This window comes from Phyllobacterium sp. TAF24, assembly GCF_052113785.1.
Taxonomy (GTDB): domain Bacteria; phylum Pseudomonadota; class Alphaproteobacteria; order Rhizobiales; family Rhizobiaceae; genus Phyllobacterium.
This window is the reverse complement of sequence record NZ_JBFRDN010000001.1, coordinates 89,501-108,228: the sequence shown is the minus strand read 5'-3', so window position 1 is coordinate 108,228 and position 18,728 is coordinate 89,501. Positions and strand designations below refer to the sequence as shown.

The window sequence follows — 18,728 nt, the reverse complement described above, 5'->3', positions numbered from 1 at the left end:
ACAGGAATTTGAGTCTTTGAGTTTCACCCTAGCCATTATCGGCCGTCCGAATGTCGGTAAGTCCACCCTGTTCAACCGGCTTGTCGGCCGCAAGATCGCGCTGGTGGACGATCTGCCGGGCGTAACGCGCGACCGCCGCGTTCATGCCGCCAAGCTTTATGATCTGAAGTTCGATGTTATCGACACCGCCGGTCTTGAAGAAGTTCCCAGCGATTCGCTGGAAGGTCGTATGCGCGCGCAGACTGAACTGGCGATTGGCGAAGCCGATGTGATCTTGTTCATTGTCGATGCCAAGGCAGGTATCACACCCGCTGATATAACCTTCGCCGATCTCGTTCGCCGCTCGAGCAAGCCCATTATTCTGGTTGCCAACAAGGCTGAGGCGCGCGGTGCCGAATCCGGCATGTATGATTCCTATCAGCTTGGGCTTGGTGAACCATGCCCGATTTCCGCTGAACACGGGCAGGGTTTCCCTGACCTGCGCGATGCAATCGTCGACGTATTGGGCGAAGAACGTGTTTTCCCGGATGAGCACGAAGTCAAAGACCCTGACAGCGATGCTGTCGCTGTCACCATTCCGGCAGTGGCTGGTCCGAAAGACGATCTGATCGGTGATGATATCGACGATCCGGATGCCGAAGATATTCCAGCCTATGATTCCACCAAGCCGCTGCGCATTGCCATTGTTGGTCGCCCGAACGCCGGTAAATCGACACTCGTGAACACGATGCTGGGCGAGGACCGTCTGCTGACTGGACCGGAAGCCGGTATTACCCGCGATTCCATCTCCGTCGACTGGGAATGGAATGGCCGGAAGATCAAGCTGTTTGATACCGCAGGTTTGCGCCGCAAATCGCGCGTTCAGGGCAAGCTCGAAAAGCTTTCCGTCGGCGATGCATTGCGTGCCATCCGCTTTGCCGAAGTGGTCATCATCGTGCTTGATGCGACGATCCCCTTCGAGAAGCAGGATTTGCAGATCGCCGATCTGATCATCCGCGAGGGCCGTGCGCCGATTATCGCCTTCAACAAATGGGATCTGGTGGAAAACCGCCAGATGGTTCTGGCTGATCTGCGTGAAAAGACTGAACGGCTGCTGCCGCAAATTCGCGGCATTCGCGCCGTGCCAATGTCAGGCGAGCGCAATCAGGGTATCGACAAGTTGATGGCCGCTGTTGCCAGCACCGATGAAATCTGGAACCGCCGCATTTCCACCGGGCGTCTCAACCGCTGGATGGAAGGTGTGACGACCCATCACCCGCCGCCTGCCGTGGCTGGCCGCCGTCTCAAGATCAAATATATCACGCAGGTGAAAACCCGTCCCCCGGGCTTTGTCATCTCGTGCTCGCGCCCCGAGGCGTTCCCGACATCCTATGTTCGCTACCTGTCAAACGGTCTGCGCGAGACATTCGAGATGCCCGGTGTTCCGCTGCGGCTGGTCTTGCGCACATCAGACAACCCGTTTGCCGGACGCGCAAAAAAGAAGCGCTGAGCCTTTCGACGCACCGAATTTTACCGCCTTCGTGCCCTGCACGAGGGCGGTTTGCATGTGTGGCCACCCGCACAACACAACCCAATACGTTCTTTTTGCGGTGATCGTTAACTCTCCATCAAGGTTAATGCTTCATTTTTGCAACCAGTAGTGTTCGGTTGTGAGTGGGGTATTCGCGTGCGTTTCTCTGAGTTTTTTCGGGCATCGAGTTCCCGTCGAAAGAATCGGACAAACAGGAATTTTATCGGTCCGGTGGTCATCGGCACGGCGATTTATCTGTTCTCGCCGACCGTCATCGCCTACCAGGATATGGCCAGCATGCTGTCCGGCGTCGAATCCGGCAAAGGCCGCTGGACTGCCTATCTGGAAAATTCGCCTGCGGGTTCCATCCAGAAGGCCAATATGACCTTTGTCGATGAAAGGGCTATCACGTCAGGTATTCCGGCAAGTGGTGTCAATGTTCCGGGTATTGGTCCTGTCGTTGTCAACGGCACCCAGAAATCTCCCGGTGCAACACCTGATGAAGATCGTATCAACCGCGCTGAAAAGCAGGGACGTATCGTCACCATCAGCAAGAAAGCGCCTCCCAAGGCGTTCAGTGCGGGTTCGATCCTGCAGCGCTCAAGCATGCTGATCCGCCCAACCCACGGTGTTGAGGTCGAGATGGCCTTTGCCAAGCCGAAAATCGCCGGCAAGGAAATTCAGATTGCGCTGGCTTTTCACAATCGCGCCCCAGCCAAGGCTGACCCGCAGGTCTCGCCAATGCTGGCAAGCCTGATTACCAGCAACACGCCGGATGTTCTGGCACTGGGCTATGCCCCGGCTCAACCCGATTATGCCAAGACGTCGCCTTTCGACAATATTCTTAACGAGCCAAAGCAGCCCGGCCGGTTCATTCCGCAACTTGGCGCAGGCGACCATGCCTGGCTGGCATCGCCGCTTCCCCCTGTTGTTTTCACCAAGGAAGAACAAAAATGCCTGGCGACAGGCATTTATTTTGAGGCAAGAAGCGAGAGCCTCAAAGGTCAGGCCGCCGTTGCGCAGGTTATTCTCAATCGCGTCCGCAACCCTGCTTATCCCAAGACCATTTGCGGCGTCGTCTACCAGAATGATGACTGGATCAATCGTTGCCAGTTCTCCTTCGCCTGCGAAGGCCGCAAGCTGCTGGTGACAGAGCCGAGATATTGGAAAATGGCGCAGGAAATCGCCATGGCTGTCACGGCGGGGCGCATTTTCCTGCCGGAAGTCGGCTCCGCCACTCACTATCATGCTGTTTACGTTCGCCCGAACTGGGCCCGCACGATGAAACGCGTCGACAAGATCGGCCAGCACGTTTTCTACCGCACCTATGGCGGTGGTTGGATTTGATACCCCTTGGAAGCTGAGCAAAAGCTGCTATTATTATTCTTGGAGTGAGGGGCAGGCTCTCGCCCACCCCTCCTTCCTGTTATGTGAATTGAACCCGGATTGTCAGCGACCAACTGGTCCGGGTTCTTTTCAATATCAGGGTGATGCTAAATGGCAGAAACCACATAGTTCACCTCCAAGTTTGAGGGCAAGGCCATTGCCATGGTCAGGAGGCCCATCATCCCGATACACCGGCTGACTCGGTGTTTTCTGCTTCGCCCTCAAAGCTGTCTGCTTGTGTTGTCATTTATCCTTGGGTTTGCTCAGGCCCGCAAGAAACGCAGGGTTGCGTCAGGCTGTTTTGAGCGATCGGAATCTGCTTCATTGCCTGGCTGGATTTGCTTCCAGGTACCTGTCTATTGCTTGCCTCATCCACAGGATTCGCGGGCGATTCTTGGCCTCAGAGGTGAGACATAAAGTCATATTTACCTAAGGTATTGAAATTGACCGCGAAAATTACCTTTAAGAGTCCTGCTTCTGCGCCTTGACTAGCGAGGATCGTAACAATATGTTGCGCGCGACTTCGAAGCGGGGGTGAAGCCCTGCATTCAGCGTGTAAAGGACATGCCATTGACCACGGGAAATGAACCCGATCAGTCAGGTTCTGTCGGTAATACGCCGGATGCTGGAAAGCCGCTGACTTCAGTTGAACTGGAAAGCCGCCGCCGCGATCTTGAAGCAAAACTTGTTTCAAAAGGGGTCGGCCGGAAGATCAGTTCGAAGGACGAGGGGACGGGGACCGCCTCCGGTGTCGCGCAGGCCATGAAATTGTCGAGCGAATTTATCGCGGGCGTTCTGGTTGGTGCGGGGTTGGGCTGGTTAGCTGACCGATTTTTGGGTACTTCACCCTGGGGGCTGATTATTCTGCTCCTTCTGGGTTTTTGTGCCGGAACGCTGAACATCCTGCGCTCTGCAGGACGTGTGGCGGAGAACCGCGGTTTCGAGCTCGACGAGAGCAAGGATCGTGAGAAACCGGAATAAGCCTGCGGGCATGGAACGATATAGACGAGGTTAGCGTGGCCAACGATCCGATCCATCAATTCCAGATTGCACGATGGATTCCCATTGATGTGGGTGGAATTGATCTGTCCTTCACCAATTCGTCAGCCTTCATGGTTGCGACGATTGCGGTGGCATCGGCGTTTCTTTATCTCACCTCATCCAATCGTGGCCTGATCCCGACCCGTCTGCAGTCGGTTTCCGAGATGGCCTATGAATTCGTGGCATCGACGCTGCGTGATTCGGCGGGTACTGCCGGGATGAAGTTCTTCCCGTTTGTTTTCTCGCTCTTCATGTTCGTGCTCACAGCCAACATGCTTGGCATGTTCCCTTATTTCTACACGATCACCAGCCAGATTATCGTGACATTCGCCCTTGCGATCCTCGTTATCGGTACTGTTCTCGTTTACGGCTTTGCCAAACACGGCTTTAAATTCCTCGGTGTTTTCGTGCCGTCTGGCGTGCCGGCACCGCTGCTGATTCTCGTGGTACCCATCGAGATCATTTCCTTCCTTTCCCGCCCGATCAGCCTTTCAGTTCGTCTTTTCGCCAACATGCTTGCTGGCCACATCACACTGAAAGTCTTTGCTGGTTTCGTGGTGTCGCTGAGCGCGTTCGGAGCTGCCGGTGTCGGCGGCGCGATTCTGCCGCTCGCCATGACGGTCGCCCTGACCGGTCTCGAATTCCTGGTGGCTTTCCTGCAGGCCTACGTCTTCACGGTGCTGGCATGCATGTACCTGAATGACGCAGTGCATCCTGGCGGTCACTAAGAAAGAACTTCGCCGGCGGTGCTCCGCCAAACGCAATCTATCAATGACTATTCTATCCAAAGGAGTTTAACATGGATCCCGTAGCAGCAAAGTACATCGGTGCAGGTCTCGCCTGCTTTGGTATGGCCGGAACGGCCCTCGGCCTTGGCAACATTTTCGGCAGCTACCTCTCCGGTGCATTGCGCAACCCATCCGCAGCTGATGGCCAGTTCGGCCGTCTGGTATTCGGCTTCGCCGTTACCGAAGCTCTGGGCATCTTCTCGCTGCTCATCGCTCTGCTGCTTCTGTTCGCTGTTTAATCAGCAGACAACTCAATACTGGCTGCGCATTGCGCGGCCAGTATAACATTTATAGTCAGTAGCTCGGGAAATGCCCGAACCAAGGGGACAACATATGTTTGTGTCTTCGGCTCAAGCCGCATCCACAACCGCTCAGAACGAGACACCTGCGCATGCCGAAACGGCTGCACCGGGTGCCGCGCCTGATGCTCACGGTACCGCGACCCACTCCGAAACGGGTGTGGCGCATAAAGGTGTTTTCCCGCCCTTTGACACCAGCCACTTTGCTTCACAGCTGCTCTGGCTGGCACTGACATTTGCATTTTTCTATCTGTTCCTGTCGCGCGTGGTTCTGCCGCGTATCGGCGGCATCATCGAGACGCGCCGCGATCGTATCGCCACCGATCTTGATCAGGCTGCCCGCATGAAGCAGGAATCGGATGAGGCGCTGGCCGCCTACGAACAGGAACTTGCTGAAGCCAAGCAAAAGGCTGGCAGCATTGCTCAGACGGCCCGCGACGAATCCAAGGCAAAGGCGGACGCAGAAACTGCACAGATCTCTGCTGCGCTGGAAAAGAAGCTGGCTGATGCCGAAGCAAGCATTGCATCCATCAAGGACAAGGCAATGGCTGGCGTCGGTGCTATCGCCGAAGAAACGGCGACAGAAATCGTCAAGAAGATCGTGGGTGGAACTGTCGACAAGGCAAGTGTTACCGCTGCGGTCAAAGCCGTGCGCGGCTAAGGAGAACCATCATGGACGCAACATTTTGGGCTCTGGTTGGTCTGGTCATTTTCCTGGCACTGCTGGTTTACCTGAAGGTTCCGGGCACTGTCGGCAAGTCGCTTGATGGCCGCGCTGACCGTATCCGCGACGAGCTGGAGGAAGCCCGCCGCCTGCGTGAAGAAGCACAGTCCCTGCTTGCTGAATATCAGCGCAAGCGCAAGGAAGCCGAAAAGGAAGCTGGGGAGATCGTTGCCGCAGCGCAGCGCGAAGCCCATGCCATCCTTGAGGAAACCAAACAGAAGACTGAGGAATATGTTGCCCGCCGCAACAAGCTCGCCGAGCAGAAGATCGCTCAGGCCGAGACCGAGGCAGTCAACGAAGTTCGCGCTTCGGCCGTTGATATCGCTGTTGCCGCCGCAAGCCGCCTCCTCAAGGACAAGGTTGATGCCAAAACGTCGGCTGACCTGTTCAAATCGTCGCTGAGCGAAGTCAAATCCCGCCTGAATTGATTTCAGGCAATTGGAACTGGATCAAGCCGCCGCAAGGCGGCTTTTTCTTTTGGCCTCCAGTCAGCTTACTTCTCATAAGGGATTGGCATATCCATCGTGCGTGGTTCGCCCTTCGACAGGTTCAGGAGGCTCACCATGAGGGAGAGGGGTGATGAAAGGGAGCCAAGTTCTGCAMCCCTTGCGCTRCAATCTCTGCGATTAGCGTTGCATCCACCCAAGCCCCTCATGGTGAGCTTGTCGAACCACAAACCACATTCATGCACCATCAATTTAAAAAAATCATGCCAACTTATCCAACACCATCCCACCTCGCTTATTCTGATGGTGTCCTTTCCGGCGGGAATGCTCCGGAAAACTTTCGAAGTCAGGAAAGGATCGGTGATTTCAGCTGCAGGAATGACAATCCTGCAGATGGAATGGCTTTACCTCACAAGGGTAAAACCAGTCATCGAGGCGGGTGATCCGAGAGTTTTCTTGGTTGAAACAGGAAAGTTCCGGGGGAACGCACTGACTACACTACCAATACCAAGACACCCGCGTTCCCTTTGGATCGCCCGTCTTTCCCACCTCATCAATAGCCAGACGCGAAAGCGGGTGTGGTGATGGGGGAGTGTGTTCCGCAATTGAAATGTTGGTAGATGCAATCACCCCCCTCTGTCCTGTCGGACATCTCCCCCACAAGGGGGGAGATCACATTGACATCAACGCCTTTTCACAACCGGAACAGTTTCAGATTGTGCGAAGGCCGTATTGACAGCTGATCTCCCCCCTTGTGGGGGAGATGCCCGACAGGGCAGAGGGGGGTGAGCACCGCCGTTGCGTTGTGCATGGTTCGCCCTTCGACAGGCTCAGGATGAGGGGCTTAGGTGGGTTGCATGGCGCCTTATTCTGCAACGCTGGTAACTTGCATTGCACCAAGCATCCGCCCAATAACAGTAAAAACCTAAACTTCGCGGTTTTTCAGCGGGGCAAAACTGAAACGGTGCAGGCCAATCACCGGGCCATGGGTTTCCATGGCATTCCGATGAAACTCCGTGCCATAGCCCGCATGGGTTTCAAGCCCATAGAGCGGATAGCAGCGGCCCGCCTGTGCCATCATGCGGTCGCGGCTGACCTTGGCGAGGATCGAGGCGGCAGCGATGGATACGGAGCGCTGGTCGCCCTTGATCATGGCCGTGCCGGGGCAGGGAAGGCCACGGGGCACGTCGCGCCCGTCAATCAGCGCATGGCCGGGCAGAATCGACAGGCCGCAGGTGGCGCGGCGCATGGCCTCCAGCGCGGCTTTCAGAATATCGGTAGCGTCGATGGACGGCGCGGCGACACTGGCAATACCGGATGCAAGGGCGGTGTTCAGAATAATGTCGAACAGCTCTTCGCGCTTCCTGGCGCTCAGGCGCTTGGAATCATCAAGGCCATCAGGAATTCTTTTGGGGTCGAGAATGACTGCCGCTGCAACAACCGGTCCAGCCAGCGGACCCCGACCTGCCTCGTCAATGCCGACGACAAAGGGCGCACCATCGCGCAAAAGCCTGCGCTCCGTGGCAAAATCCGGTTTGCCAAGGTCGAGAGGAAGAAGCAGAGAATCAGAACGTGATCGAGCCATGTTGCGGCGAGACTCGCATTCGTTCTGATTCTCTGCAAGGCCCTGATGCTGATGGGGTAGGGCATCAGGGCTTCCGTCAGGGGGATGGGGGTCGCCTGACGGAGTTTTGGAACCGGGAAAAATTGCCCGATTGAATGCTTAAAACAGCGACAATTGTTCGCTTCCGGCTGTGGGCACGAACAGATCCGTGCGCAGGCGGCGCTTGGCCAGATTGAGACCGAGCCGCTTGGCAGCAATCTCAAACCGGCGCCCAATCTGCCAGGCATAGGGGCCTTCACCGCGCATGCGCTTGCCCCATTCCGCATCGTAGTCCTTGCCGCCGCGCATGGAGCGTATGAGCGACAGCACATGGCGGTAGCGATCCGGATAGTTGCGCAGGAGCCATTCCTTGAAGATCGGGCTGACTTCCAGCGGCAGGCGCAACAATACATATCCTGCTTCGCGTGCGCCGGTGGCATACACACTGTCGAGAATGCGCTCGATCTCATGATCATTCAGGCCAGGAATGATGGGCGCCACCAGTGAACCCGTGGGAACACCCGCATCGGAGAGCGCGCGCAGTGCCTGCAATCGCCGTGTCGGCGTCGATGCTCGCGGCTCCATGGTCCGTGCAAGCTTGCCGTCAAGCGATGTAACCGACAGAAAAACCTTTGCCAGTCCTTTTTCCGCCATGCGCGACAGAATATCGATATCCCGCATGATCAGGGCCGACTTTGTGACGATTCCAACCGGATGCTGATGTTCTTCCAGCACCTGTAGAATCTCGCGCATGATGCGCCATTTCTTTTCAATCGGCTGGTAGGGGTCCGTATTGGTGCCAATGGCAATGGTTTTGGCCGAATAGCCGGGCTTTGACAGTTCACGATCCAGCATCTTGGCCGCATCGGGCTTGGCAAATAGCTTTGATTCAAAATCGAGGCCGGGAGACATGCCCATATAGCTGTGGGTGGGCCTTGCAAAGCAATAGACGCAGCCATGCTCACACCCGCGATAGGGATTGATTGAGCGATCGAAACCCACGTCGGGAGAATCATTGCGCGTGATGATGGTGCGCGGCTTCTCGATCTGCACTTCTGTTTTGAACGGCGGCAAATCCTCAATGGTCTCCCAGCCATCATCAAAGACATGACGGCTTTCCGGTTCGAACCGCCCGGATGGATTCATGCCAGCGCCACGTCCGCGCCGCCGCTCATGATCGATCCGCAGTCCGGCTTCCTCGACCAGCACATTGGCATGTTCGGCCCGGCCTTGCCCGAAGGCGGCCTTATCGGCCTGCACCATGATGTTCATTGACATTCTCCTTGAGACCGGAGCGATTGTGAGTCGCTCACACCGTCGCAACATGAATGTATTCCTAGCAAATTATGAGAACAAAGCAAGAACAATCTACTAAAAAAGTAGGATAGAAATTTCAATAATAATACTATAACTGAAATGAATGATCTCAGTCCTGATTGAAACACGAAATGCCGATGAACCCTTGGCCAGAACCCTCGGCGGACTGGTGGGCGGAGCCGTTGAAGGCGTATTGAGCGACGTGATCGTGATTGATCAGGGATCGACGGATCAGACGCACCGGGTGGCCGATGCGGCTGGGTGTATTTTCCTGCAGGACCAGACATTGATCGACGGCCTGCGACGCGCGCGCAGCGACTGGATTCTGTTCATTGAGCCGGGCGCAAGGCTGATTGACGGCTGGATCGAGGCGGTCGCCACCCATGTGGAACGCATGCAGGGTCCGGCCTGTTTCACCCGCTCGCACGCACATCGGCGGCCATTCTTCGCCCGCGTTTTCTCGCCGGGTAATCCGCTGGCCGATGGTCTGCTGATTTCGAAACGTCAGGCTATGGCTTTGTCAGCACCGGGCAAGAGTGCAGTCGATCTGGCGCGCGGTCTCGCCATGAAGCGGCTGCGGGCGGAAATCATCCCCGGTGCGCTGAAATAGCTTATTGGGATCGTTCAAGCCGCAGCATGGATATCGTTGCTGAAAAGAGCAAACCAGTTAAAACCAGGCCCAGCGCTACCCAGCCCAGAAAAGCTTCCGGCTGTTTGCTGACCCATGCGATGCCGGCAAGACCGCCACCCAGGGAATCTCCCAACAGAAAAGCGCTTTGCAGCCAACCCATAACGGCCGCCGCGTGATCGCGATGGATAGCGCTCATCTCAATGTTTTTTTCACTCAGGTAGCGCGCATTGGATGTTATTCCAAACGCCATGAGCACGAATGCTAAAAGCGCGATGGAATGCGGCATATCCAGACACACGACCGTGACCGCGCACGCTGCGAATGAAATCAGATATGTCGCGAAAGCACCTCGTGTCTCGATCAGCCTGTTTACGACAGGCTGCGAAAGCACGACGGAGATACTGACGAGGCCAACCAGCATGATTGCAGTGCCAGATTGAAAGCCCAGCCGTGTGATCAGAACGGGGAGGTATGGCAGGATGAAACTCGACAAAAGCCCGGTGAAAAGCGCGTTCAAAACGAGGACATAGGCTATCGTGCGCTGGTTGGATGTCAGCGTTGTTTTTTCTTTCCGGTGTGATACGGGCCTCGTCGAAGGCAAGTGCCGCGCAACAAAAACCGCCCCGGCAAAAGGCAGCGCGGCTGCACAACACAACACGACAACAAGAACCTGCTGGCCGCCAAGCGCACCTATTGCACCGCCAATTGCCAGAATACCAACGCCCCGGACCAAGTGCCCTGACAGGGTGGTGTAGCTCAATATTCTCGCCCGTTCGCTTTCGCCGGACCAATCGAAAACCCACAAACGGATACACAAAAGCGCGAGAGATGCGCCAATTCCGGCTAACAGACCGGATAGGATCGCGGGCGCGGGAAAGGGAAAAGCACGCAGCAGGAGACCCAGCGTATAAAGACCGCAGCCCAAGAGCATGGAATGGCGCAGTCCCAATCGCGTGGCAGCCGGACCCAGAAGAAACGATGTGGTCCCGGCTATGGCCATCACGCTGTAGGAAAGACCAAACAAGGGCAGGGCATTGTTTTGTTCAAACCAGAGGGGATGAACCGTCTTGGACACCCACATCCCCAAGAAGAACAAAAGGCAGAGGACGAATACCGGTCGGCCATCTGGTTCAATTTTCCAGAGTTTCAGCATATTTATCCGTGAACCGGGCGCAATTTAGCCCTTGCGCCATACATTCGAGCACGCAGCAAATTCGGTAGCAAACCGCGAACATTCGCTGCCTGCCCAGTGTTAAAACGAGGCGTGCATTCGAAGAGCGACGCCCGTGAAAATAGAAAACGAGTAATTGGTGGAACAGCTTTTAGTAGGACTCGCTAAATTAAATTTATTTCGAAAAAGTGGTTGGGTCTGTTGTTCCAATTTCGCAAAAAACATGGGCATGTCAATAATAAATGTAACAACATAACATAAAGTGTAATGCGCGGCGCCTTGCAAGTTGCAGCAGCAAGCCAAGTCGCTGATAATTCCGATAGTGCGTTCGTCAGCTGCGTTTCAGATGCTCATCCAGTCGCGGCATGATCTCGACGAAATTGCAGGGCATGTGGCGGTAGTCGAGCTGAAATTGAAGAATATTGTCCCAGGCATCCTTGCAGGCGCCGGGTGAGCCGGGCAGCACGAATACGAAAGTGGCATTCACCACGCCGCCGGTTGCCCGCGATTGAATCGTCGATGTGCCTATTTTGTCGTAGGAGATGCGGTGGAACACTTCGGAAAAGCCGTCCATGCGCTTCTCGAAGATTGGTTCCAGTGCTTCGGGCGTTACATCCCGGCCGGTGAAACCGGTGCCACCCGTGGTGATGACCACATCCACCTCAGGGTTCTTCGACCATGCCAGCACTTTATCGCGTATCCTGTCGCGATCATCGGTGACGATGGCGCGGTCCGCAAGACGATGACCGGCGGCCGTGATGCGATCCACCAGCGTATTGCCGGATTTATCATCATCCAGTGTGCGGGTATCGGAAACGGTTAAAACGGCAATGCCGACAGGGACAAAGGGGCGTGTCTCGTCAATGCGGGTCAAGATCAGTTCCCTTCCGTGCTGGTGGCGACAACAAACCAATCGGGCTGGGTTTTGTGCAGCCGGGTTGCCGCCGCTTCAGCCATTTCATCATCGGCATAGATGGCAAAACAGGTGCCGCCCGAACCGGACATGCGCGCAAGCAGCGGGTTGGTTTCGATCAATGCCTGCATGCTGTCATTGATCGACGGAGCCAGCTTTTGCGTTGCTGCGAAAAGATGATTATCGGTTTGCGCGAGATAGGTGCAGACATCGCCCGGACCCATCCGTAAAGGCAGGGCGGGAAGGGGAGGATTGTCGCGGCGGCCAAGCGCAGAAAAAACCTGCGGTGTTGAAACCGTCACGCCATTATTGACGAGAACCATCGGGAGGCGCGGAAAGGCGGCGATCCGCTCGATATCTTCGCCAATGCCGCGCGCGATCAGCGCCTCACCATGCAGGCACATAGGGACATCAGCACCCAGCGGCAGGCCGAGCGCAGCCAATTCGATCAGGCTGGCCTCGATGCCCCAAAGAGTGGTCAGCGCGCGCAAGGCTGCGGCTGCGTCGCTGGAGCCGCCGCCGATGCCGGATGCGATGGGAAGATATTTTTCCAGATGAATGGCAACGGGCGTTGCCTTTTCAGGATAATGGCGGCGCAGTGCATCACGCGCCTTGAGCACAAGGTTGCTTTCATCGCCGGGAAGATCAGCACCGTAAGGGCCGGATATGGTGAAGGAATCCACCACTGCTTTTGTTACATCAAGCCTGTCGCCGAAGCGGGCGAAGACCACGAGGCTATCAAGCAGATGGTAGCCATCATCGCGTCTGCCGGTTACATGCAGTGCAAGATTGATCTTGGCCGGAGCGATCAGGCTGATTGTGTGGTCAAAACTGGCGAGCATCGCATCAATCTTTGCGCAGGCGATATTCACCGGTCTCGGGGTCCTGAACCAATGTTCCCTGCGCGCGGTTCTGCGCCTCTTTCTCAGCCTCGCGCACGCGTTGCGACACGCGCTGTGCTTCCTTCTTGAACGAACGATAGCCGTAATAGGCGGCGGCGCCGACAAGAGCAAAAAAGATCAATTGTGGCATCGTCTGTAACCCTCAACTACCGGTATCATTCCTCGCTCATATCAATAGCACGGAGTTTTGGCCTTGCCAAAAAATCCTGTGTCGATTTACAAACCAAAACGCGCCCACAGCGCCCGTTCTTCGGCGGCATCCACCAGCCCATTGGCCAAACCGGTGCCAATTCCGGCGATCTGCACGCTTGTCGAAGGAATTCGGCGGCCAAACAGGCCACGCGGTTGCGAGATCAGCTTTAGCTTGGTTTTGGGGCCATATTGCGACTGAAGGTAGGAGCGCATATCACCGAGACCATCGACCAGACCAAGCTCAACGCCGCGCACGCCGGTCCAGAACTGTCCGGTGAAAAGATCCGGACTGTCGCTCAGCTTGTCGCCGCGCCGGTCCTTGACGAGATTGATGAAGGTCTCGTGGATTTCCAGCTGCAACGCTTTGACATGGTCGATATCCGCCTTGTTCTCCGGCTTGAAGGGATCGAGCGTCGCCTTGTTCTTACCTGCGGTATAGACGCGCCGCTCCACGCCGATTTTCTTCATGAGTTCGGTGAAACCGAAACTTGCGGAGACCACGCCGATCGAGCCGACGATGGAAGAGGGATCGGCAATGATTTCGTCACCGGCAACAGCAATCATATAGCCGCCGGAAGCTGCCACATCCTCAACGAAGACATAGACCTTCTTGTTCTTTTCGGCGGCCAGATCGCGGATACGCCGGTAGATCAGCCGCGACTGCACGGGCGAACCACCTGGCGAATTGACTGAAATCGCCACGGCAGGCGAATCCTTGTCCTCAAACGCCTTTTCAAGCACGGCTGCGGCGCTGTCCAGAGAAAGGCTTTGCCTGAATTGACCACCACCAGACATGATGGCGCCATGCAGGCGAACCACCGGTATCTCCACATAATCGGGGCGCCAGCGGCGCGGCAGCAATTTTCTGATCAATCGGGCCAATGCTTTCTCCTTTTGGCGGTTTTGGTCATGCGCATGTAAGCGGTGCCTATGAAATCACAATGGCACCGGGCCGAAAATGCTACAAAAGTGCTGTAACGCCGTTGTTTATGGCAATGGCGCGCTCGGTAAAGCCGTTGCCGGTCTCGTGATGCATGATGAGGGCTGGGGCAAGGGTCAGCCCGGCGCGGCTGCCACGAACACCCCTAATAATAATGCGGATCGCTGCATCCTGCGGCCTTGGCTGTACCGGTACGATAACCACCCCGCCAAAGCGCCGCTGCAGGGCATCAAGCAGTTCTGACAGGGAAGTCGGGCGGGCAATAATGGCAAGCGAGCCACCGGGTTTAACGATGGCAGCAGCGGTGCGAATCCACTGTTCCATCATGCCATCGGTCATGACATGCGCTTCCGCCTTGACGGGATCAGGCGTGGCCCGGTCCGTTGGACGGTTGAATGGCGGGTTCATGATCACGAAGTCAAAACTGTTATCGGCAAGCCCCGCCGCACCCCGTGCCCTGCCGGTCAGGGTAACATCCGCCTGCACAAGCGCGGCGCGTGCGGCAATATCTGCATTTTCTGGAAGGGCAAGCGACCGGCGGGCAAAATCCGCCATGAAATCCGAACGCTCGATCAGCACCGCTCTGGCTTTGGTGCAGCGGGCAAGCACGGCAAGTCCGGCAGCTCCGGCTCCGGCGCCAAGATCAGCGACACGCCCGGAAAAATCATTGGGCACTGTGCTGGCAAGTACCATTGCATCAACGCCGGAGCGATGGCCTTTCAGTGCTGGCTGGAGCAGGTGAAACCTGCCGCGATGGAATGCATCCAGCGTGTGGGGTGTTTCCATCGATGACATGGATCAGCCGCGCAGCTCACGTTCGAGGCAGGCGTCTTTCAACAGTTTGCGCGCTTCCTCTTCGCGACCGGAATCAACCAGTACCCGGCGGGCGAGAATGCCGACTGAGCCTTCCAGAATGCTCATATTGGAATCGGCAATAAAGTACCTGATACCGGCATCCTTCAACAGTGATTCGACAAAGGAGATCAGCACAGGGTCGTTCGTGCGCATGATTTCGATCATGAAGGTGCCCATTCCGTTCGGGGTTGCGAGGATTCTTATATAGTCCCTTATTGTTTTTTTACAGCTGTATCGGCGGCACATATACCTGCCAGTGCCCGATCAAGTGCGATTGCGTGAAGCACATCAAGCTTTTGCGCCTTCACCACATTGCCAGCCGCCTTCGCCAGATCGGCAGGGCAATCCTTGCTACCGCGCAAGCTGGAGACGACCTCAAGTTCGTGGACAAGCGTTTCCGTATAGCGGGCAAGGGTAGGGCGGATTTCCTTGACCAGATCGGGTCTTTCGGTTTTCGGAGCCTCGCCATTGCGATGCCATTCGGCCAGAAGCTCATATTGGACAAGCTTGTTGGCTTCGATCTGATTGGCGAAGAAGGTTTGGATAAGTGCCGGGTCGAGTTTTTCCGCATTGGGCAGCGCTGCCACGCCTGCGATGACCTTTGCTTCCTGTTCCTTGTCCTCAACCGGTTTGCCGCTATCCCATTTTGACAGGGCAACCTTGTCGGCAAATTGCAGCCGTCCGGCAACCGCCTGTGCAAGTGCGTCAAAAGATGGCGTTTGGGCAAAAGCGGGGATGCTCGGCAGTGCCAGAACAAGAGCGATCAAGCTGTAAGTTGCGACTTTCATGAAAAGAATCCTTTCAAAATCAGGATGGTCACCCCATCTGCATTACATCGACGGTGGACAATGTTCGGAGAGGTTATAGCGATGCCCTATCACGAATTTGTAACCCGTGCCATTTCTGCGCGCCAATTCGCCGCTTGCGGGTTATAGCCTGTCAAAATAAGGTGTCGCCGCATTACGCGAGAAGTTTAGGAGTTTCGTTTTGGGCGTTGTTGTCAGTCTGGACGATAAGAAGAACAGCACGGGATCAGTGCAACCGCTGGTCGATCTTACCAAGGCCGACATGGCCCGTGTGAACGAATTGATCCTGTCCAAGGCGGGTTCTGATGTCGAGATGATTCCCGAAGTGGCGAACCATCTGATCTCATCCGGCGGCAAACGCCTGCGCCCGATGATCACGCTCGCCGCAGCGCGTATGTTCGGTTATCAGGGCGATGGACACATCAAGCTCGCGACCAGTGTGGAATTCATGCACACGGCGACGCTGCTGCATGATGATGTGGTTGACGAAAGCGATCTGCGCCGCGGCAAGAGCACAGCCCGCATGATCTGGGGCAATCAGGCCAGTGTTCTGGTTGGCGATTTCCTGCTGGGTCAGGCTTTCAAGATGATGGTGGATGTTGGCTCGCTCGAAGCGCTTGACGTTTTGGCAACCTCCGCTTCAGTGATTGCCGAAGGCGAAGTCATGCAGCTTGCAGCTGCAAAAAATCTCGAAACAACTGAAGATGAATATCTGGCTGTTATCAAAGCCAAGACCGCAGCGCTGTTTTCAGCGGCTGCTGAAGTCGGTCCGATCATCGCGTCCACCTCGCGCACGGACCGTCAGGCGCTGCGCTCCTACGGTCTCAATCTCGGCCTTGCCTTCCAGCTGGTTGATGATGCGCTGGATTATGGCGGCAATGCCAAGGATCTTGGCAAGAACACCGGCGATGATTTCCGCGAAGGCAAGATTACCCTGCCTATTATCCTGACCTATCGCCGTGGCACGGCGGAAGAGCGGCTGTTCTGGAAGCAGGCGCTCGAAAACGGTGCCAATGATGACAAGGCGCTGGAAAAGGCAAAGGGATTGATGACGCGCTACGGAGCGCTCAGCGATACAATCCAGCGTGCCCGGCATTTCGGCGGTATCGCCCGCGATGCACTGGCCCCGCTTGACCAGTCGCCGCAGAAGGATGCGCTTCTGGAAGTCATCGATTTTTGTATCAGCCGGGTTAATTGATAAATCTTGGATGAAATCCCGCCACGCTCTGAAGCGCTGCGGGCTTGCCTCGAATTCTTTCGATCAAACTTGAGCGAGGACCGTAAAAAGGCCATGCTTTTCTTGAGGATTCGGGCAATCATTTCATAATGACGACAATGAAGAGGGATTTTGCACATGCAGCGCAGTAAATTGCTTGGCTCCGTTATGGGCGCAACACTCGCTGCCTTGACCATCGGGGTCGCTCCCGCACCCGCTTCTGCCGGTAAAGATCCCGTTTTAGCCACCGGTTCATTGTCGGGTGCTTTTCTCTCGGCTCGTACCGCCGAGCGCAGCAATGATTTCGACAGCGCCATTTCCTTTTACCGGCAGGCACTTGCCTATGACCCGAAGAACCAGGAACTGCGCCAGAGCCTTCTCCTTGTGCTTTTGACTGATGGCCAGTTCAAGGAAGCCTTGCCGATTGCCGAAGAGTTGAAATCCGTTCCGGAGATCGAGCGCTTTTCGCGTTTGGCACTTGGCATCGATGCGCTGAACAAGAAGCAGTATCAGAAGGTCGATACCCTGATGATGCTGTCGCTGCAGTCCGATCTCGACAAAATGATCACGGGATTGGTTTCGGCCTGGGCCAAAGCCGGGGCAGGCAAGCCCAATGAAGCGCTGGCCATGATCAGCAAGCTGCAAGGGCCGGATGGCTTTGCGCTGTTCAAGATTTACAACTCTGCGCTGATTGCCGATATGGCCGGGCAGAAGGACAAGGCCGCAGCTTTCTATCAGAGTGCGCTTGATGACCGCCCCAGCCTTGCGGCTGCGCCTGATACCTATGAGCGGCTGGTTCAGGCCTATGCCTCTTTCAAGGTGCGCAATGGCGACAAGTCAGGTGCGGAATCCATGATCAAGGATGCGTCGGAAGCTCTTTCCGGACGCATGGTTCTGGCCGAATTCGGCAAGCAGCTTTCGGCCGCCAAAGCGGTCAAGCCATTGGTGCAGACGCCGCAACAGGGTGCGGCGGAAGTACTTTATACACTCGCAACGGCTATCAATCGCGGTGGTGCGGAAGCGTTCTCCAAACTCTATCTGCAAATGTCACTGCCGCTGCGTCCAGACCATGACGCGACGCTCTTCCAGATTGGCGATATCAACGCCAAGCTTGAACAGCCCGAGAAAGCCGTCGAGTACTTCAAGCGCATTCCAGCTGACTCGGCCTATAGCCGTGATGCGGAAATGCAGATTGCCATCAACCTTGCCATCCTGAAGCGCAATGACGAAGCAATCACGCATCTCAACGGTCTTCTGGCTGCCGATCCGCAGGATATCCGCACATATCTCGCCATTGGCAGCATTTACGCGCAGGACAAAAACTACGCCAAGGCCGCCGAGACCTATGACAAGGCAGTTGCTGCCATCGAGAAGCCCGAGCGCAATGACTGGATGATCTTTTATCAGCGCGGCATTTCCTATGAGCGGCTGAAGCAGTGGGACAAGGCAGAGCCGAATTTCACCAAGGCGCTTGAGCTTTTTCCGGATCAGCCACAGGTTCAGAACTATCTCGGCTATTCGTGGATCGACATGAACGTCAAGCTGGAGCAGGGATTGGACCTGATCAAGAAGGCCGTCGCATCACGTCCGCAGGATGGGTACATCGTCGACTCGCTTGGCTGGGCCTATTATCGCCTTGGCAATTACAAGGATGCCGTGATCCAGCTGGAACAGGCTGTGAAGTTGCGGCCTGAGGATGCGACCATCAATGACCATCTGGGCGATGCCTATTGGCGGGCCGGGCGCAAGCTGGAGGCTACATTCCAGTGGGCCCATGCGCGCGATTCCAAGCCGGAACCGGAAGATCTGGTCAAGATCGAGGCAAAGCTGAAGAACGGCCTTCCCGATGAAAAGGACCCGGGCGTTGCCAAGAATGGCGGTGAGGCTCCAAAGGCACCGCCTGCACCCGAACCGATGCCGCCTGCGCCGGTTCCCGGCAATAAGGGTTGATACTATTGAAAGCAGGGATGCGCTGGCATCCTTGCACG

General features: G+C 56.1%; 20 protein-coding genes. 10 read left to right on the top strand and 10 right to left on the bottom strand.

Going from position 1 to position 18,728, the window contains the following annotated elements; all coding sequences use genetic code 11:
* Nucleotides 1–16: 16 nt before the first annotated feature.
* The 7 genes from der to AB4Y96_RS00490 all read left to right on the top strand — a co-directional run bounded on the left by der (nt 17) and on the right by AB4Y96_RS00490 (nt 6,176).
* Nucleotides 17–1,489 (top strand): ribosome biogenesis GTPase Der, encoded by a 1,473-nt coding sequence (gene der, locus AB4Y96_RS00520; protein WP_441914952.1) that lies wholly within the window; start codon nt 17–19, stop codon nt 1,487–1,489.
* A gap of 252 nt (nt 1,490–1,741) precedes the next feature.
* A complete protein-coding gene (locus AB4Y96_RS00515; RefSeq protein WP_441914950.1) occupies nt 1,742–2,857 on the top strand; it encodes a cell wall hydrolase in 1,116 nt (371 codons plus the stop codon).
* Nucleotides 2,858–3,466: 609 nt separating this feature from the next.
* Nucleotides 3,467–3,877: an AtpZ/AtpI family protein gene (locus tag AB4Y96_RS00510; RefSeq protein ID WP_441914948.1), complete on the top strand. Its 411-nt coding sequence runs from the start codon at nt 3,467–3,469 to the stop codon at nt 3,875–3,877.
* A gap of 35 nt (nt 3,878–3,912) precedes the next feature.
* The gene (locus AB4Y96_RS00505) at nt 3,913–4,665 is read left to right on the top strand and encodes a F0F1 ATP synthase subunit A (protein ID WP_441914946.1); all 753 of its coding nucleotides are present in this window, start codon (nt 3,913–3,915) and stop codon (nt 4,663–4,665) included.
* Between the two features lie 71 nt (nt 4,666–4,736).
* Complete coding sequence (locus AB4Y96_RS00500) at nt 4,737–4,964, top strand: F0F1 ATP synthase subunit C (protein WP_008125314.1); 228 nt, start codon at nt 4,737–4,739, stop codon at nt 4,962–4,964.
* Between the two features lie 94 nt (nt 4,965–5,058).
* Nucleotides 5,059–5,685 (top strand): F0F1 ATP synthase subunit B, encoded by a 627-nt coding sequence (locus tag AB4Y96_RS00495; protein WP_091881013.1) that lies wholly within the window; start codon nt 5,059–5,061, stop codon nt 5,683–5,685.
* An 11-nt stretch (nt 5,686–5,696) separates the two neighbouring features.
* Nucleotides 5,697–6,176: a F0F1 ATP synthase subunit B gene (locus AB4Y96_RS00490; protein ID WP_091881011.1), complete on the top strand. Its 480-nt coding sequence runs from the start codon at nt 5,697–5,699 to the stop codon at nt 6,174–6,176.
* Between the two features lie 943 nt (nt 6,177–7,119).
* Here the strand turns inward: AB4Y96_RS00490 and AB4Y96_RS00485 are convergent.
* Together AB4Y96_RS00485 and AB4Y96_RS00480 are read right to left on the bottom strand one after the other, a co-directional pair.
* Complete coding sequence (locus tag AB4Y96_RS00485) at nt 7,120–7,779, bottom strand: ribonuclease HII (protein WP_441914943.1); 660 nt, start codon at nt 7,777–7,779, stop codon at nt 7,120–7,122.
* A gap of 138 nt (nt 7,780–7,917) precedes the next feature.
* The gene (locus AB4Y96_RS00480) at nt 7,918–9,069 is read right to left on the bottom strand and encodes a PA0069 family radical SAM protein (protein ID WP_441914942.1); all 1,152 of its coding nucleotides are present in this window, start codon (nt 9,067–9,069) and stop codon (nt 7,918–7,920) included.
* A gap of 148 nt (nt 9,070–9,217) precedes the next feature.
* Here AB4Y96_RS00480 and AB4Y96_RS00475 point away from each other — a divergent pair, with 148 nt between their 5' ends.
* Entirely contained in the window at nt 9,218–9,724 is a 507-nt protein-coding gene (locus AB4Y96_RS00475; protein WP_441914940.1) for a glycosyltransferase, read from the top strand.
* Between the two features lies 1 nt (nt 9,725).
* Here AB4Y96_RS00475 and AB4Y96_RS00470 read toward each other — a convergent pair whose 3' ends face one another.
* From AB4Y96_RS00470 to AB4Y96_RS00435, 8 genes are all read right to left on the bottom strand, one after another.
* Nucleotides 9,726–10,898, bottom strand: coding sequence for an MFS transporter (locus AB4Y96_RS00470; RefSeq protein WP_441914939.1), 1,173 nt, complete (start codon nt 10,896–10,898; stop codon nt 9,726–9,728).
* Between the two features lie 349 nt (nt 10,899–11,247).
* Nucleotides 11,248–11,790, bottom strand: coding sequence for a molybdenum cofactor biosynthesis protein B (moaB, locus tag AB4Y96_RS00465; RefSeq protein WP_441914938.1), 543 nt, complete (start codon nt 11,788–11,790; stop codon nt 11,248–11,250).
* 2 nt (nt 11,791–11,792) lie between these two features.
* A complete protein-coding gene (locus AB4Y96_RS00460) occupies nt 11,793–12,671 on the bottom strand; it encodes a 4-(cytidine 5'-diphospho)-2-C-methyl-D-erythritol kinase (RefSeq protein ID WP_441915261.1) in 879 nt (292 codons plus the stop codon).
* Between the two features lie 4 nt (nt 12,672–12,675).
* On the bottom strand, nt 12,676–12,861 hold the full coding sequence (locus tag AB4Y96_RS00455; protein ID WP_091880998.1) for a hypothetical protein: 186 nt from the start codon (nt 12,859–12,861) through the stop codon (nt 12,676–12,678).
* 86 nt (nt 12,862–12,947) lie between these two features.
* On the bottom strand, nt 12,948–13,805 hold the full coding sequence (locus tag AB4Y96_RS00450) for a S49 family peptidase (protein WP_441914937.1): 858 nt from the start codon (nt 13,803–13,805) through the stop codon (nt 12,948–12,950).
* A 79-nt stretch (nt 13,806–13,884) separates the two neighbouring features.
* Nucleotides 13,885–14,658, bottom strand: a complete 774-nt coding sequence (locus AB4Y96_RS00445) for a tRNA1(Val) (adenine(37)-N6)-methyltransferase (protein ID WP_441914935.1) — start codon at nt 14,656–14,658, stop codon at nt 13,885–13,887.
* Nucleotides 14,659–14,661: 3 nt separating this feature from the next.
* Entirely contained in the window at nt 14,662–14,883 is a 222-nt protein-coding gene (locus AB4Y96_RS00440) for a putative signal transducing protein (RefSeq protein WP_091881204.1), read from the bottom strand.
* Nucleotides 14,884–14,930: 47 nt separating this feature from the next.
* Nucleotides 14,931–15,506, bottom strand: a complete 576-nt coding sequence (locus AB4Y96_RS00435) for a chorismate mutase (protein ID WP_091880992.1) — start codon at nt 15,504–15,506, stop codon at nt 14,931–14,933.
* Between the two features lie 199 nt (nt 15,507–15,705).
* Between AB4Y96_RS00435 and AB4Y96_RS00430 the strand changes: the two genes are divergently transcribed.
* Both AB4Y96_RS00430 and AB4Y96_RS00425 read left to right on the top strand, forming a co-directional pair.
* A complete protein-coding gene (locus AB4Y96_RS00430) occupies nt 15,706–16,722 on the top strand; it encodes a polyprenyl synthetase family protein (protein ID WP_091880990.1) in 1,017 nt (338 codons plus the stop codon).
* Nucleotides 16,723–16,878: 156 nt separating this feature from the next.
* Entirely contained in the window at nt 16,879–18,690 is a 1,812-nt protein-coding gene (locus tag AB4Y96_RS00425; protein ID WP_441914933.1) for a tetratricopeptide repeat protein, read from the top strand.
* Nucleotides 18,691–18,728: the final 38 nt, after the last annotated feature.

What these genes read in the sequence shown, in the direction of transcription:
- AB4Y96_RS00500 (WP_008125314.1), top strand. Translation starts at nt 4,737, where the DNA reads ATGGATCCCGTAGCAGCAAAGTACATCGGTGCAGGTCTCGCCTGCTTT.
- AB4Y96_RS00495 (WP_091881013.1), top strand. Translation starts at nt 5,059, where the DNA reads ATGTTTGTGTCTTCGGCTCAAGCCGCATCCACAACCGCTCAGAACGAG.
- AB4Y96_RS00490 (WP_091881011.1), top strand. Translation starts at nt 5,697, where the DNA reads ATGGACGCAACATTTTGGGCTCTGGTTGGTCTGGTCATTTTCCTGGCA.
- AB4Y96_RS00485 (WP_441914943.1), bottom strand. Translation starts at nt 7,779, where the DNA reads ATGGCTCGATCACGTTCTGATTCTCTGCTTCTTCCTCTCGACCTTGGC.
- AB4Y96_RS00480 (WP_441914942.1), bottom strand. Translation starts at nt 9,069, where the DNA reads ATGAACATCATGGTGCAGGCCGATAAGGCCGCCTTCGGGCAAGGCCGG.
- AB4Y96_RS00475 (WP_441914940.1), top strand. Translation starts at nt 9,218, where the DNA reads ATGATCTCAGTCCTGATTGAAACACGAAATGCCGATGAACCCTTGGCC.
- AB4Y96_RS00470 (WP_441914939.1), bottom strand. Translation starts at nt 10,898, where the DNA reads ATGCTGAAACTCTGGAAAATTGAACCAGATGGCCGACCGGTATTCGTC.
- AB4Y96_RS00460 (WP_441915261.1), bottom strand. Translation starts at nt 12,671, where the DNA reads ATGCTCGCCAGTTTTGACCACACAATCAGCCTGATCGCTCCGGCCAAG.
- AB4Y96_RS00455 (WP_091880998.1), bottom strand. Translation starts at nt 12,861, where the DNA reads ATGCCACAATTGATCTTTTTTGCTCTTGTCGGCGCCGCCGCCTATTAC.
- AB4Y96_RS00445 (WP_441914935.1), bottom strand. Translation starts at nt 14,658, where the DNA reads ATGTCATCGATGGAAACACCCCACACGCTGGATGCATTCCATCGCGGC.
- AB4Y96_RS00440 (WP_091881204.1), bottom strand. Translation starts at nt 14,883, where the DNA reads ATGATCGAAATCATGCGCACGAACGACCCTGTGCTGATCTCCTTTGTC.
- AB4Y96_RS00435 (WP_091880992.1), bottom strand. Translation starts at nt 15,506, where the DNA reads ATGAAAGTCGCAACTTACAGCTTGATCGCTCTTGTTCTGGCACTGCCG.
- AB4Y96_RS00425 (WP_441914933.1), top strand. Translation starts at nt 16,879, where the DNA reads ATGCAGCGCAGTAAATTGCTTGGCTCCGTTATGGGCGCAACACTCGCT.